The sequence below is a fragment of the Polaromonas vacuolata genome (genome assembly GCF_012584515.1).
Lineage (GTDB): Bacteria > Pseudomonadota > Gammaproteobacteria > Burkholderiales > Burkholderiaceae_C > Polaromonas > Polaromonas vacuolata.
This window is the reverse complement of the sequence record NZ_CP051461.1, coordinates 1,502,701-1,518,046: the sequence shown is the minus strand read 5'-3', so window position 1 is coordinate 1,518,046 and position 15,346 is coordinate 1,502,701. Positions and strand designations below refer to the sequence as shown.

Annotated in this window: 13 protein-coding genes and 1 tRNA gene; 4 read left to right on the top strand and 10 right to left on the bottom strand. The window is 52.6% G+C overall.

All coding sequences use genetic code 11. The annotated features are described in order from the left end of the window. Positions 1-39: 39 nt before the first annotated feature. The 5 genes from HC248_RS06890 to HC248_RS06870 form a co-directional block, all read right to left on the bottom strand. Positions 40-1,962 carry a SurA N-terminal domain-containing protein gene (locus tag HC248_RS06890; RefSeq protein WP_168921856.1) on the bottom strand — a complete coding sequence of 641 codons (1,923 nt, stop codon included), beginning with the start codon at positions 1,960-1,962 and terminating at the stop codon, positions 40-42. A 124-nt stretch (positions 1,963-2,086) separates the two neighbouring features. Then, positions 2,087-2,162: transfer RNA gene (locus HC248_RS06885), tRNA-Val, on the bottom strand. Positions 2,163-2,187: 25 nt separating this feature from the next. Continuing rightward, positions 2,188-2,460, bottom strand: coding sequence for an HU family DNA-binding protein (locus HC248_RS06880; RefSeq protein ID WP_168923725.1), 273 nt, complete (start codon positions 2,458-2,460; stop codon positions 2,188-2,190). 263 nt (positions 2,461-2,723) lie between these two features. Then, on the bottom strand, positions 2,724-3,827 hold the full coding sequence (locus tag HC248_RS06875; RefSeq protein ID WP_168921855.1) for a tartrate dehydrogenase: 1,104 nt from the start codon (positions 3,825-3,827) through the stop codon (positions 2,724-2,726). A 44-nt stretch (positions 3,828-3,871) separates the two neighbouring features. After that, entirely contained in the window at positions 3,872-4,729 is an 858-nt protein-coding gene (locus HC248_RS06870; protein WP_238342789.1) for an alpha/beta fold hydrolase, read from the bottom strand. 161 nt (positions 4,730-4,890) lie between these two features. Here HC248_RS06870 and HC248_RS06865 point away from each other — a divergent pair, with 161 nt between their 5' ends. Beyond that, a complete protein-coding gene (locus HC248_RS06865; RefSeq protein WP_238342752.1) occupies positions 4,891-5,871 on the top strand; it encodes a LysR family transcriptional regulator in 981 nt (326 codons plus the stop codon). A 50-nt stretch (positions 5,872-5,921) separates the two neighbouring features. On the opposite strand, the gene HC248_RS06860 is transcribed toward HC248_RS06865, so the two are convergent. The 3 genes from HC248_RS06860 to uvrC all read right to left on the bottom strand — a co-directional run bounded on the left by HC248_RS06860 (position 5,922) and on the right by uvrC (position 9,764). Beyond that, positions 5,922-6,803 carry a DMT family transporter gene (locus tag HC248_RS06860; protein WP_168923723.1) on the bottom strand — a complete coding sequence of 294 codons (882 nt, stop codon included), beginning with the start codon at positions 6,801-6,803 and terminating at the stop codon, positions 5,922-5,924. A gap of 102 nt (positions 6,804-6,905) precedes the next feature. Next, positions 6,906-7,472 carry a CDP-diacylglycerol--glycerol-3-phosphate 3-phosphatidyltransferase gene (gene pgsA / locus HC248_RS06855; protein ID WP_168921853.1) on the bottom strand — a complete coding sequence of 189 codons (567 nt, stop codon included), beginning with the start codon at positions 7,470-7,472 and terminating at the stop codon, positions 6,906-6,908. A 150-nt stretch (positions 7,473-7,622) separates the two neighbouring features. Beyond that, entirely contained in the window at positions 7,623-9,764 is a 2,142-nt protein-coding gene (gene uvrC, locus HC248_RS06850; RefSeq protein ID WP_168921852.1) for an excinuclease ABC subunit UvrC, read from the bottom strand. Positions 9,765-9,808: 44 nt separating this feature from the next. On the opposite strand from uvrC, the gene earP reads away from it, so the two are divergent. The 3 genes from earP (at position 9,809) to HC248_RS06835 (ending at position 12,700) form a co-directional block, all read left to right on the top strand. Beyond that, a complete protein-coding gene (earP, locus tag HC248_RS06845; protein WP_168921851.1) occupies positions 9,809-10,960 on the top strand; it encodes an elongation factor P maturation arginine rhamnosyltransferase EarP in 1,152 nt (383 codons plus the stop codon). 178 nt (positions 10,961-11,138) lie between these two features. Next, on the top strand, positions 11,139-11,693 hold the full coding sequence (gene efp / locus HC248_RS06840) for an elongation factor P (RefSeq protein WP_168921850.1): 555 nt from the start codon (positions 11,139-11,141) through the stop codon (positions 11,691-11,693). Positions 11,694-11,830: 137 nt separating this feature from the next. Next, entirely contained in the window at positions 11,831-12,700 is an 870-nt protein-coding gene (locus tag HC248_RS06835) for an LOG family protein (protein ID WP_202882431.1), read from the top strand. Between the two features lie 68 nt (positions 12,701-12,768). On the opposite strand, the gene HC248_RS06830 is transcribed toward HC248_RS06835, so the two are convergent. Together HC248_RS06830 and HC248_RS06825 are read right to left on the bottom strand one after the other, a co-directional pair. Beyond that, a complete protein-coding gene (locus HC248_RS06830) occupies positions 12,769-13,947 on the bottom strand; it encodes an MFS transporter (protein ID WP_168921849.1) in 1,179 nt (392 codons plus the stop codon). A gap of 11 nt (positions 13,948-13,958) precedes the next feature. After that, the gene (locus tag HC248_RS06825) at positions 13,959-15,308 is read right to left on the bottom strand and encodes a DNA recombination protein RmuC (protein WP_168921848.1); all 1,350 of its coding nucleotides are present in this window, start codon (positions 15,306-15,308) and stop codon (positions 13,959-13,961) included. Positions 15,309-15,346 lie beyond the last annotated feature (38 nt).

Here is a 15,346-nt window from a genome sequence, read left to right as displayed (position 1 = left end):
AAGGCCTGTGTTTCCCCGTTGAGCAGCACTTTGTGCGGCTTAACGTGCATTTGCTTGAATCGACACCGGTTTTGCGACCAAAATTTGTGTGTTCAAGCGCTCTTTCAACACGTTGTAGTAGGCCAAGCTTTCTGCCGACGTCCACCACTGTGCATATTGGTTGCGCTCTTGCGCTGCGATAGCAGCGGTTGGTGGGTCGCGTTGTTCCATTTTGTTGACTTTGACAATCGCATAACCTTGAGCGCCCATGTCTACACCGACAAAAATTGGCAGACTTGTGGCATCTGCGCGCAGTGCTGCATCGACTACTTGTGGCGCGAGTTGTTGCAGATCACTTCGTGAAACCACTACAGCTGCGGGCAAAGTAGCGCTTGCGGGGGCGGCCTTCCAGGCGGCTAATTTGTCTGCGCCGTCTTTGCGAGCCGTCTCTGCGCCGCGCTGGGCTAACCAGCGCTGACGTACGTTGTCTTTAACTTCAGCTAAAGACTGGGTATGCGCTGGGGCGTAACGCGTGATGCGTGCAGAAACGAGTTGGCTGGAGCCAACATCTATGGCTGCGGTATTGCGTTTTTTCTCGATAGCGTCTGGCGAGAAAATAGCGTTGAGGAGCTTGGTATTAGCTAAAGCACCGGTTGCGCCGGGGCGGGCCGTGCGGGTCAAACCAGTGGCGGTACGGATGTCGAGCTTGAGGCGTTCGGCGATTGGCTTGAGGCTATCGGACTGCTCATAAACGCTATTTGTGAAAGACTCTGCCACTTCAGAAAAGCGCGTTTGCGCTTGCTGCTTTTTAACATCGGCCAAAATTTCTGGCTTCATTTCTTCGAAGCTGCGAATCTTAGGTGCTTTGATGTCAGTCAGGCGGATGATGTGGTAGCCGAAGTCGGACTCAACTACATCACTTATCTCGCCCTTTTTCATGGCGAAGGCAGCGTCTTCAAATGGTTTTACCATTGCACCGCGAGAGAAGAAATCGAGGTCACCACCAGCGGCTGCAGAGCCGGTGTCTTGTGAATTTTTGCGCGCCAATTCGGCGAACTGATCGGGTGACTTTTTCAGTTGCGCCAAAATTTCAGTGGCTTTGGCTTTGGCCGCTTCGCGCTCTGCAGCCGGTGCAGATTTTGGTGCATTGATCAAAATATGGCTGGCGCGGCGCTCTTCGGTACCGCTCATGCGCAGGGCATTTTGATCGTAGTAAGCGCGCAGATCGGCATCGCTAACATTCAGACCTTTTTCAATCGTTGCCACATCAAGCAGCAAGTATTCGATGTCGGCTTGCTCAGGTGCCTGGAACAAGGCCTCGTTAGCTTTGTAAAACTGTTCTAAATCAGCGTCTGTAGCGGTCAGTTTTGCTGAGTAGGCAGGCGTGGAAAACATAGCCACTTGAATATCGCGTTTTTCGAAGTAAGCACCCAAAGCCACGTTGGCTGTTGCCGTCGAAGCAAAACCGCTGCCAGCGACGCCAGCGAGCACTTGGCGACTGGATAAATCTGCACGCACATTGGCTTCAAACATTTCTGGACTGAGGCCTTGGGCGGCCAACAATTGGTTGTAGCGCACTTTATCTAAGGAGCCGTCCGGATTGCGCAGCGATGCAATGTCTGCGTTTTGCATCAACTCACGTGCTAAACGTTGGTCGCTCACGCCAAGACCAAACTTGTTAGACGCCGCAAACAATACGCGGTCGCGCACCAAGCGCTCTAGTGTGGCGTAACGCGCTTCTGGTGAATCTAAAAGCTTTGGGTCTATAGACGGCATGCTTGGGCGCAGGCGTTCGACTTCGCGCATGTGGGCTTGATCCCACTGGGCTTGGGTAATTTTTTGACCATCAACTTTGGCGACTGTCGCACTGCTTTCGTTGCCCTGATTGTTTCGATTCATACCGAGCAATAAAAAAGACGGCACTATCAGCAGGAACAAAAATCCCATTGTGACTTTGGTGTGCTTACGAATGAAATCAAACATCTCGAATTTCCCCTGAGCCAACCTGCGGCAAAAAAATAATTGGTGAAGTGAAAGTAAAAATAAAAGCTGAATGATAAAAAAAAAGGCGAACCGTTGTTCGCCTTTTTTCAATCACTAAAGTTAATGGTGGGTGCTGACGGGCTCGAACCGCCGACCTACGCCGTGTAAGGGCGCTGCTCTACCAACTGAGCTAAGCACCCCACCTAAACTTTTAAATTCATCGGTTCAGTTCAAAGCGTCTTTAAGCGCTTTGCCTGGCCGGAATTTCGGAACCTTGGCTGCCTTGATTTTAATCGCTTCACCAGTGCGTGGATTGCGACCCATGCGCGCAACGCGCTTACCAACCGCAAATGTACCAAAACCCACTAGAGAAACGGAGCCACCTTTTTTAAGTGTGGTCTTTACCGCACCTATTGTCGCTTCTAGAGCGCGGGTAGCAGCAGCTTTCGAAATATCAGCATGCTTGGCAATGTGCTCTATCAGTTCGGTCTTGTTCACAGGGAGCCCCTCATTGGTGAAATAAAAAGTTGTCTTAAAAAAAGTCGCCAGTAGGAAATGCTCTGGCATCGCTACAGTCAATGTGCACTGTATCAAAGTACTTTATTTAAATTACATTTTTCAATGGTAACTCAAGCAGACTGACCGTTTCTTTCAACTCAAGCTACAAATTCTAATCTGTTTTTTAGGCCAAACCGAAACAAAGCTAAGTATGCAGAGTGATTTTATTTACTCTGCTGCATATGCCGTCAATTTGTGTAGCTTTAACTACCTAAAACTTCCGCAATTGCCTTACCCACATCAGCCGTAGAAGCCGTACCGCCCAAATCAGGCGTACGGGGCGCGCCGCTGCCGGGAGCTAAGACTTTTTCAATCGCAGAAAGAATCGCATCATGCGCTTCTTGATGGCCAAGAAACTGCAACATCATCGCGCCGCACCAGATTTGACCAATTGGATTGGCGATGCCGCGCCCAGCGATATCAGGCGCCGAACCATGCACTGGCTCAAACAAAGAAGGAAATTTACGTTCTGGATTTAGGTTGGCGCTAGGCGCAATACCAATCGTGCCGGTGCAGGCGGGACCCAAGTCGCTAAGAATATCGCCGAACAAATTACTCGCCACCACCACATCAAAAAAGTCTGGCCGCTGCACAAAGTGGGCGGTCAATATATCGATGTGAAATTTATCCAAATTAATCTCTGGATAGCCCTTGGCCATCTCAGCCACACGCTCGTCCCAGTAAGGCATGGAGATAGAAATACCGTTTGACTTTGTTGCGCTGGTCAAATGCTTTTTAGGGCGCGATTGGGCCAACTCGAACGCAAACTTAAGCACCCGGTCTACACCTATGCGGGTGAAGACTGACTCTTGCAAAACAAACTCGCGGTCGGTGCCGGGGAAGGCCTTGCCGCCAATGCTGGAGTACTCGCCTTCGGTGTTTTCACGCACGATGTAAAAATCAATCTCACCGGGTAAGCGCGCGCTGCCGTCGCGCCTGACGACGGGTGCGATGATGCCGGGCATGAGGCGGGCCGGGCGCAGGTTGATGTACTGGTCGAACTCGCGGCGAAACAGCAACAAAGAACCCCACAGCGAGACGTGATCGGCGATTTTTTCAGGCCAACCAACAGCGCCAAAATAAATCGCATCATGGCCGCCGATTTGGTCTTTCCAGTCATCGGGCAGCATCTTTCCGTGCTTCTCGCAGTAGTCCCAGCTAGAAAAATCAAAATGGTCAAAATGCAGGTCAAGCCCGAACTTGCGCGCGGCTGCGTCCATCACGCGTATGCCTTCTGGCATGACTTCTTTACCAATGCCGTCGCCGGGAATAACGGCGATTCTTTTTTTGCCAAAACTGCTGCTCATCATGTTCTTTCGTTGGGGGTTTAAAAGCGATTAAAAGTCGGCAATCACGCCGGACTTTTGAAGAATTCGAGCGCTTCTTGAATCACTCTTTCGGGTAACTCTTCGGCAATGTAGTGGCCGCAAGCCACGGCTGAGCCAGACACATCGCTAGCGCGTTCACGCCACAAAGCCAGTGGATCAAAACATTGACTGATGACGCCGTGCTCGCCCCACAGCACACGCACTGGCAGCGCTAGTTTGCGACCCGCGTTGATGTCTTGGCGGTCGTGTTCTAAGTCAATGCCGGCGGATGCGCGGTAGTCTTCGCACATCGATTCGGCGCTACCGGGTATTTGTATACAGCGCTCGTATTCGGCCAGCGCGGCGGACGCAAAAGCGGCTAATCCAGCATGGCGCTTACCCATCACGCTGCGCAAGTAGCGCACCGGATCGGAGGTAATCAAGGCCTCTGGCAAGGGCAGTGGCTGAATCAAGAAAAACCAATGCCAATAGGCTTTTGCAAACGCTTCGCTGGTGTTGGCGTACATGCCTAATGTGGGTGCAATATCAAGTAGCAGCATTTTGCTGACCGCCTCTACATGGTCAGCGGCAAGCCGGTGCGCCACACGCGCACCGCGGTCGTGTGCCAGCACGGCGAAACGCTCAAAGCCGAAGTGGCGCATGACTTCCACAGCATCTTGTGCCATAGCGCGTTTGGAGTGGGCTGCGTGTTGTGCGTCCGGTGTCGCTCGAAAAGAGTCGCCGTAGCCGCGTAAATCCATCATCACTAAGCTGAAGTGTTCGGCCAATGCTGGTGCAACTAAATGCCACATCACGTGGCTTTGTGGATGACCATGCAATAGCAGCAACGGTGGGCCTTTGCCGCCGCTGCGTGCGTTTATCGGGCCGCCAGCAGTGATGATTTTTTCAGTCTTAAATTGAGTCGCAAAGGAGGTGAGCAAATTTGTGTCTCCGAAAAAAAACCGAACACAAACATTGCGCTCAGTGAGCTTTTATCATGCGCTTTTTACAAGCATAGATTCAAGCAACAATAGACCAATTGATTATTTCCAAAAAAGAAACAATGAAGACGCTCACCAGCCCATCAGACATTAGCCGCGCAGACCTTGAATTAGTCCTCGCTGTTCGCGCGCAAGCCAGTTTAAGTGGGGCCGCACTGCAGCTAGATATGGCACCGCCAGCTGTCACCAAACGGCTAGCAGCGCTGGAAGCTAGGCTAGGTCAAAAACTTTTTTTACGCACTACGCGGCGTATCAGCGTGACAGCAGAAGGTGAAATAGTTTGTCAGCGTGCCAGCGCCCTACTCCAAGGCTTTAGAGATTTAGAGTCCCAGTTGCGTGAGCGCCAACATGAACCCACGGGCAGGATTCGTTTGGCCTCGACTTTCGGCTTTGGCCGGCTTTGGTTAGGGCCCGCCTTGGCGCTGTTCCAACAACACCACCCACAACTGGTGATTCAGCTTGAGCTGACCGAGCAATTGCCAGACCTGGCAGAGCAAGGCTTTGATGGCGCAGTTTGGCTCTGGTCAGTCAACAGTGTGCAAGCGGCTAAATGGGTATCGCGCCGACTGGCGCAAAACCAGCGTGTGTTGGTGGCTGCGCCTGACTATCTGCGCCGCAATGGCAGCCCAAAAACACCGCAAGAACTTGAGCAACACGATTGTTTGGTGGTGCGAGAAAACGGCCAAGCCTCGGGTCAGTTTGATCACTGGCGACTCAGGCGGCAAAGCGATAAGCGCGGCTTAGAAGAGCAAACCAGCGTTCGCGTTAAAGGACGCTTAAGCAGCAACTCCGGCGAGATGGCGCGCGACTGGTGCTTAAGTGGTCACGGCATTTTGCTGCGCAGCCTGTGGGACATCGCACCGCAATTAGCCGAAGGTAAATTGCAACGCGTATTGCCGGCATGGTCTATGCCGCAAGCCGACGTCGCTTGGCTGGCACCTTACCGGGCTGAGGTGCCGCGGCGCATACGCTTGTTGATTGATTATTTGGTCGCACATTTCGCGACTGAGCCGTGGAAAGCGGCGGCTAAAACCAAACCATAAAAACGTTAGCAACCTTAGAAAATCTTATTTATCCAAGCGCAAACGCTGACTCAAGCCGACTTTCGCATTGCCGCGCCCTTGACCACTAAACTCACGCCAATCGCAGTCAACGCCGTGCCCAAAACCGTGCTGGTGGTGATTTTTTCGTTAAAAAGTAGCCAAGCCATTACCGCGGTTGTGGGGGGCACAAGATAAAACAAACTGGTTACCGCCGTCGCTGCGCCGCGTTGTATCAAGAGGTAAAGCAGTGAGCTGCCGCCCAAGGTCAAGGCCAATACCGACCAAGCCATAGCGCCTACAAAAGAGGCATTCCACTGAATCGCCTCACCCTCCATCAAAGCCAAGGGCAGCGTGATCAAAAAGGCTGCGCCCAATTGAATCACGTTGGCGGTGCGCACATCGTTAACCGCCACAAAGCGTTTTTGATACAGCGTGCCGGCGGTAATACTGAGTAGCGCAATAATGGTTGCGCCTAGCGTTAGCAGACTCACTTCATGCCCAGTGCCAAATTTGCGCGAGACCACCAACAGCAAACCGCCCAATCCCAGCCCAAGGCCAAGCCACTGACGCGGGGTCACACCAGCGCTGGAAGACGATGGGTTGTTAGACGCCATCCACGCAACCCACAAGGCGGTCAACACCGGTTGTAAACCAACGATTAAAGCGGCTAAACCCGAACCCATACCGGCCTTAACAGCCACCCACACGCCGCCTAAATAACCGGCGTGCATTAGCAATCCCGTCACGCCCAAGTGCAACCATTGCCGGCGTCCGCGAGGCCAAGCAGCGCCCGCCAGCGCAATCCAAATTAAGAAACACAGAATCGAGAAAAAGTAGCGCAACACCAAAAAACTGAGTGGCGGCGCGTACGGCAAACCAAACTTGGCGACGATAAAGCCGGTACTCCAGATCAACACAAAAATGGCCGGCATGGCGCGCACCAAGGCAGTTTCACGGGAAGAGGAGATCACGGCAAACCGATAAAAAAAGCGCGCAAAAATGTCTGCGCGCTAAAACTAAAAATAAAGCCCGGCTTATTTGGCCCGTGCACGAATCTCGGGAATAGCTTTTTTCAAATAGTAAACCATGGACCAGACCGTCAAAACGGCTGAAATCCAGATCAACCAAGTTCCCCAAACATGGGTGTTGATCAGATCAAACAAGCGGCCGTCATAAAGTAAAAATGGGATCGCAATCATCTGCACCATGGTCTTAACCTTGCCCAGCATATGCACCGCTACGCTTTTAGTCGCGCCTATCAAAGCCATCCATTCGCGCAGTGCAGAAATCGCGATCTCGCGGCCTATGATGATGAGCGCAACAAACACGTCGGCACGTTGTAAATGCACTAGCACCAGCAAACTGGCACAGACTAAAAATTTGTCCGCCACCGGGTCTAAAAATGCACCAAAGGATGAAGTCTGGTTGAGCTTGCGCGCCAAAAATCCATCTAACCAATCAGTCGCTGCAAAGACCACGAACATGATGGTTGCGATCATGTTGCGGTCGGCGGATGGCAAGTCGATGTAGAACACACCAACGATTAGGGGAATCGCAATAATGCGAGTCCAGGTCATAAGTGTGGGGATGGTCCAAAACATGAGGTGATTTTGGCACGTACCAGCACTGACTCGAAAAAATAGACAGTAAATAAACCATCTAGTGTTTGTAGTCCTGTGGAAAAGTCGCTCCGCGCAGCAAGCAAGGCAGAAAAATACATCTAAACGCGGTCAAACGTCGTTAAAAGACAGTCAATGCAAGACGCGGTAAATTTCTTCAGCCAATTCTTTTGAGATCCCATCGACCGTCGCAATATCTTGCGCGCTGGCCGACGCAATGCCGCGCACGCCGCCAAAACGCTGAAGCAAACTGGCGCGGCGCTTTGGGCCTATGCCGGGAATTTCTTCAAGCTTGCTGCCGCCAGTGCGCACTGAAGCGCGCTTAGCGCGCATGCCGGTGATGGCAAAGCGATGCGCCTCATCGCGGATTTGTGCGATCAACATCAAGGCAGCAGAGTCGCGGCCTAAATAGATTTTTTCGCGGCCATCAGCAAACACCAATTCTTCTAAACCGACTTTGCGACCCTCGCCTTTTTCGACGCCGGCAATCAAGCCCAAGTCCAGTCCCAATTCCGCAAACACCTCACGCGCCATAGACACTTGGCCTTTGCCACCGTCAACCAACACCAAGTCTGGCATGCGCGCCTCGTTGTTGCGCGCCGCCTCGGCCAGCTTGGTGTAGCGCCGAGTTAGCACTTGGCGCATAGCCGCATAGTCGTCGCCCGGGGTAATGCCTTCGATGTTGTAGCGCCGATATTGGGCGCTTTGCATTTTGTGTTCGTGAAACACCACGCAAGACGCCTGTGTCGCCTCGCCAGCGGTGTGAGAGATATCAAAGCACTCAATCCGCAAATCAGTGAGGTCTTCCATTTTCAAATCTAAAGCTTCGCTGAGTGCACGCGTTCTGGCTTGCTGAGAGCCCTGCTCGGCGAGCAAACGGGCGAGTTGCAAATCAGCATTTTTCTGCGCCATGTCTAGCCAAATTCGGCCTTGCTCACGGGGCTGAAATATAGCCTTGATGCGCACGCCGGTTTGTAGCGATAGCGCGCGCAGCAAATTTTTATCGACTGACTCACTGCACACCAGCATGGGTGGCGGCAGCACATCGATGTAGTGCTGCGCGATAAAAGCCTCTAACACCAAGGCCTCTATGCTTTTGACGCGGCGCGGCGCGGCGGGTTTTGCGGACAGAGCAAGGGAGTCGCTGGCTATGTCGCTTGTGATGTCGCTTGTGATGTCGCTTGTGATGTCGCTTGTGATGTCGCTTGTGATGTCGCTTGTGATGTTGGTCGTGGAGTCGATCACTGCATCGACTGCATCGACTGCATCAACGACCGCATCAACGACCGCATCAACATCCGCCTCATCTTCGCTCGCCAACGCAGCAATTTCTGTGTCGCCCTCGGCGCTAATCTCAAACCCTAACTCAGCATCGATCTCTGAAAAATCCACAGCACTGTCTACATGCGCCGGAAAATAAGCCCGGTCCCCTAAGTGCCGACCACCGCGCACCATGGCCAAGTTAACGCAGGCCTTACCGCCCAAAACCTTCACCGCCAACATATCAACGTCCTTGTCACCGCCGGTCTCCATTGACTGCTGATGCAAGACTTTAGACAGCGCGGAGATCTGGTTGCGCAGATCAGCCGCCTGTTCAAACTCAAGCTTTTCCGCATGTGCCAGCATTTGCTTTTCTAAACCGGTGAGGATTTCTTGGGTTTGGCCTTGCAAGAATTTTTCTGCATTTTCCACATCTAATGCGTATTGCTCAGGCGTGATGTAACCCACGCAAGGGCCTGAGCAGCGTTTGATTTGATACAGCAAACAAGGCCGACTGCGGTTGCTAAACACCGTGTCCTCACAAGTGCGCAGGCGAAAGACTTTTTGCAGCAGCAAAATACTTTCCTTAACCGCCCAAGCGCTGGGATAGGGGCCGAAGTAGCGGTGCTTTTTCTCCACCGCGCCGCGGTAATACGTCATGCGCGCAAAAGTGTGGCTGGCAAACTTGAGATAGGGATAACTTTTATCGTCTCTAAACAAGATGTTGAACTTGGGGTTTAGCGTCTTAATTAGGTTGTTTTCAAGCAGCAAAGCCTCGGCCTCGGAGCGCACCACGGTGGTCTCCATGCGGGCAATCTTGGTCACCATGTGACCAATGCGTGAGCCGCCATGGTTTTTCTGAAAATAATTGGTGACGCGTTTTTTAAGATTGCGCGCCTTGCCCACATAGAGCACACCGCCTTCCGCATCAAAGTAGCGATAAACGCCGGGCAGAGCCGGTAGGGCGGCTACTTCACTGAGCAGCTGGGGATCAAATTCGTGGGCTTTAGTCATGGTCTTAAAAAGAGTGCGCAGCGTGTATTGTGGACAATGCTGCGATGAACAGCATCAGAGCAGCACAAACACCGGAAAAACCCGGTATCAGTCCTTTCGGTCAATGGGATATTTTCTGCCAAGTTATAGACAATTTTGGCGACATAGGCGTGTGCTGGCGCTTAGCCTCAGATTTGGCGGCGCGCGGTCATCAAGTCAGGCTTTGGACCGATGACAGCAGCGCATTAGCGTGGATGGCGCCTAGCGCTTGTGCGGGCGTTAAGGTAATGCCGTGGAATTTATCCGTTGAAGCGATAAGCGCAGAACTCCGCGAGCGTCCTACCGGCCATCTGATAGAGACTTTTGGTTGCGAGCTAGCACCCAATTTTTTACACGCCTGCGTTGAAATAGTCGACCAAAGTGGCACGCAACCGGTTTGGATTAACCTCGAATACCTATCCGCCGAAGCCTATGTCGAACGCTGCCACGCCCTGCCCTCGCCGGTGCAAAGCGGTCCAGCAAAAGGCTGGCGCAAACATTTTTTCTATCCCGGCTTTACCCCTGCGACGGGCGGGCTGCTGCGTGAACGCGATTTAATCATGCGGCAGCAGACGTTTGAGCGCCGCGCTTGGTTATGCGGCCAAGGTGTTACGCGGGATGACGAAAAAATTGTCAGTCTTTTTTGTTATGAGCCACCAGCGCTTGTGGCATTACTGCGTCAATTTAGCCAGCGTGGCTTGCAAGACCAGCCAGTGCGGCTACTCGTGACCGCCGGGCGCAGCGCGCAAGCCGTCAGCCAAGCCCTGCAGCTGCTAGGCTCTGACCACGGCAAACTCTCGATAACTTGGCTGCCCTTGCTGACGCAGCTTGATTTTGACCACCTGCTCTGGAGCGCCGACCTTAATTTTGTACGTGGTGAAGACTCTCTGGTGCGCGCGCTTTGGGCCGGCAAACCGCTGGTCTGGCAAATTTACCCGCAGGACGACGGCGCGCAGCATGACAAGCTGGATGCCTTTTTAAATTTACTGCAAGCACCTCACTCGCTGCGCGCACTGCACTACTGCTGGAACCGTGACCAAGTCATAAGCGATGGGCTGGCAGAAATCGTCATAGATATGCCAGCATGGCAACAAACACTGAGTAGCGCCCGCTCAGTGTTGCTAGAGCAGATTGACCTTGCCAGCGCCCTGACCGAATTCGCCGCAAAAAAACGCTAAAATCAGTGGTTTTGCTAACGCAGCTTCCTAGCCACAGGCGACAGGGAACCATGCAACCGAGCACAATCCGCCGCAATCGAGCCCAAAAATGGTCAAAATTACGGCCGAAATTGCGACCACAACAAATTGGCAAAGCAAAACTTATTGCAGCCAAAAGAACTGAGAACTGAGAACTGTTATGAAAATTGCTCAAGAAATCCGCGCTGGTAACGTCATCATGCACGGCAAAGACCCGATGGTCGTGCTCAAGACTGAATACAGCCGTGGTGGCCGCAATTCCGCCACCGTGCGCATGAAGCTTAAAAGCCTGATTGGCAGCTTTGGCACCGAGCAAGTCTTCAAAGCCGACGACAAAATCGACCAAGTCATTTTGGACAAAAAAGACTGCACCTACTCTTACTTTGCAGACCCTATGTACATCTGCATGGACTCCGAGTTCAACCAATACGAAGTCGAAGCCGAAAACATGGGTGACTCGCTGAACTACCTGCAAGACGGCATGGAACTCGAAGTCGTGTTTTATGACGGCAAGGCGATTTCAGTTGAAGTACCAACCAGCGTTGAGCGCGAAATCACCTGGACCGAGCCAGCTGTTAAGGGCGACACATCCGGCAAGGTTTTAAAGCCTGCAAAACTGGCTACTGGTTTTGAAATCGGCGTGCCAATTTTTGTCGCGCAAGGCGATGTTGTCGAAATCGACACCCGCACCGGCGAATACCGCAAACGCGTTTAATTCGTTTTTTTAAAATAAAAAAAAGGCTCCTTTAGGAGCCTTTTTACATTTCCACTTTATTTGTATGTCGCTTTAACCCTAGGCTGCAAGAACACGTGCAGTACGTGCATAGTTAAAGAAATTGGAGAAATAAAACTGTGAAACAAACCGAAAAACTTTCAGTCAACCGCCTAGCCAATGCATGGGCCGAACTGCAGGCCCACGCTAACGAAGCCATGCCCTTAGAGGCCAACGCCTACCGGCTGGCTTTTGCAGACCCCGAGTTTTTGCTGCGCCGAGAAACCCGCGGTATTCGTTTTGAACTAGAGATGCTAAAGCCCGACCTAGGCCACCAAGAGCATGGCGTGGAGCACACGATAGTGGTGTTTGGCAGTGCCCGTTTTACAGCACCCGAGACGGCTCAAAAAGATTTAGCACTGGCCGAAGCTGGCGACGACGAAGCCGCTTTAGCACTGGCGCAACGCAACCTGCGCAATTCAGAGCTGTATGACCAAGCTAGACTGTTTGCCCGCTTGGTAGCCGAGTACAGCAATGCGCGGCCAGCCGAAGAGCGACTGTTTATCTGCACTGGCGGCGGCCCCGGCATTATGGAGGCCGCCAATCGCGGCGCGCATGAACTGGGTGCGCTGACTGTGGGTTTAAACATCGTTTTGCCGCACGAGCAAAGCGGCAACGCTTATGTCTCGCCAGAACTCAACTTCAAGTTTCATTATTTTGCGCTGCGCAAAATGCATTTCATGATGCGCGCCAAAGCATTGGTCGCATTTCCCGGCGGCTTTGGCACGCTAGACGAATTGTTCGAGGTCATCACCTTGGTGCAGACTGGAAAAGCCAAGCCCGTGCCGATTATTTTGTTTGGCACAAACTACTGGAAGAGGCTTATCAATTTTGAGTTACTGATTGAAGAAGGCACGATTTCGCCGCAAGACCTGTTGCTGTTTCACTTCGTCGATGAACCGCAAGCAGCCTGGGATTTGATTAAAAGCTTTTACAGTCTTGAACAATAAGACTGGTTGACATAAGACTGGTTGACATAAGGCTGGTTGAAATAAGGCCGGTTAAATAAAGCCCGTATTTAAACGTGCGGGTTAGTGACTTCCTTCAACTTCCAAGCCAAGCGCGCGCCAAAGCCGACTGCAGTGCCCGCAACCCAAAACACAGCGCCTATACCCACTAGTGCGCCAGCCCAGCCAAACAACATGGGCATCAACACACTAGAGCCATTGATAGCCATTAAACGCAAGCCTAGCGCCTCTCCATGTCGGTGCACCGGCGTCATCTGATGCAACATGCTCATGATCATTGGCTGCACACAGCCCAAACTCAAACCCAACAAAACCGAACATAAACCCATGGCTAACGCGGACTGCATCAGCGGATAAACGCCAAACAAAACCATGGTCATGAGCATGGAAAAAGTCAGCACCTTGAACTCTTTAAGATGCACGGCAAGGTAAGGCATAGCACTGCGAACCAGCGCTGCAGCAATCGCAAACGCACCCAAGATAGAGCCAATCACTGAAGCGCTAATACCGCGCTCAAAGCCAAGCACCGGCACCACAAAGGTATGCACATCCCAGCAAGAAGACAGCGCCCAATTAATCAGCATCAAGCGCCTGAAATCGGTTTGTCGCATCAAGTCCCAAGCCTTGGGTTTGACACTTGATACCGGCGCGCTCACAGGCGGCAACTCTTGGGTTGCACGGACTAAAAACCAACTCGCCAAGGGCAGCAAAGCCATCAGCAAAAACGCAGCCCGGTAACCGAATAAACTGCCATGCTCTGGGCCCGCATGGTCAATCAACAGGCCGGCGGCGAACGGACCTATAAAGTTTGAAACTGCCGGTCCAATCGAGAGCCAACTAAACACTTGACGCAATTGCACCGCACCGTTTGCCGCACGGCCGACGTGACGTTGCAACGAAATCACCGCCACACCGGTAGCTCCGCCCGTGAGCAAAGCCGCTAAACACAGCACTGGAAACAGCGGAAAAGCCACCGCTGCACCAGCACCAATAACAGCCGCCAAGACACTGAGTTTAATAGGCAGCCGCAAACCCTTGCGGTCGGCAAAGCGCCCTGCGGGTAACGCTAAAAATACCTGAGTCAAGGCAAACAAGGCCAGCAGCACGCCGACGGCCACAGGACTATAGCCTTCACGCAGCGCCAGCAGTGGCGCGGCCAATCGGGTACCCGCCATGCAGGCATGCAAGCAAATTTGGGCCAGTATTAAGCGCGCGAGTTCGCGGGTCATGGCGTAGTTAGTTAGTCCTGTGAGTCTTTGTCGGCCGGCATTAAGCGGGTTGAATCGGCGTCGCTCAGGGCTTCAACATTTCGTAAAGCTTTGCCCATCACACGGCTACGCTGTTCGGCGCTAGAAAGCGTATTGAGCACAGTTTCAGTCTGCGATTTAACCTTGGCCAGCACGTCCCCAAACTTACCAAATTCAGTTTTAACCGCGCCCAACACTTGCCAGACTTCGCTAGAGCGTTTTTCTAACGCCAAGGTTCTAAAACCCATTTGCAGAGAGTTGAGCATGGCCAGCAAAGTCGTCGGTCCGGCCAGCGTGATGCGGTAGTCACGCTGCAAAGCCTGCATCAGGCCGGGACGGCGCAGCACTTCGGCATACAAGCCTTCGGTGGGTAAAAACAAAATCGCAAAGTCTGTGGTGTAAGGCGGCTCAATATATTTTTCGGCGATAGATTTCGCTTCTGTGCGAATGCGTTGCTCTAGCGCTTTGCCCGCAATTTCAGCGCCTGCTGCATCGGCGCGCTGCTGGGCATCTAACAAACGCTCGTAATCATCGTTCGGAAACTTAGCATCGATTGGCAGCCACAATGGCTCGCCTGAGTCTGATCTACCCGGCAAACGAATAGCGAAATCAACCGGATTTTTACCGCCTGGTCGGGTCACCACTTGGGCCGCATATTGATCGACGGTAAACACCTGTTCTAGCAATGACGCAAGTTGCGCCTCGCCAAAAATACCGCGCGTTTTAACATTCGTCAGCAAATGTTTGAGGTCACCCACACCTTGGGCCAGCGTCTGCATTTCACCCAGGCCTTTATGCACTTGTTCGAGCCGGTCAGCGACTTGTTTAAAGCTCTCGCCCAAGCGAGCTTCTAGCGTTGACTGGAGTTTCTCGTCTACCGTGCGGCGCATCTCGTCGAGTTTTTCAGCATTGGTTTTCTGCAATTGCGCGAGTTGCTTTTCCAGCGTCTCGCGCACCTCGGACAGGCGACGCGCATTCGATTCACTGAGCGACTGCAATTGCGTCGCCAAGGTTGCCGCCAGCGAGGTTTGCAGCAGTGTGAGTTGCTGCGAAAACGCATCAAGTTGACTGTTTTGAGTGCGCGTTGCTTCTGCGCTTTGCAGCACCAAGCTTTGCTGAAAGCCAGCTAAATTACGCGCAAGTTCTTCTCTGCCGCTGCGTGCGCTGTCGGTGATTTCGCGCCGCAATTCGCGCTCTATGCGGTCGTGACTATTGGCCAGTGCCTGTAGCAAAGCCGGATTGGCCGCATCGTCAGCAATAGGTTTGCGTAAGCCCAACCACAACAGTAACGCAAAGTTAGCGCCGCCTAACAGAGCAATTAGCCAAAATCCTATGCTATCCATACTTGTCGCTGCTTAGATTTGTCTTGAATGTATAAACT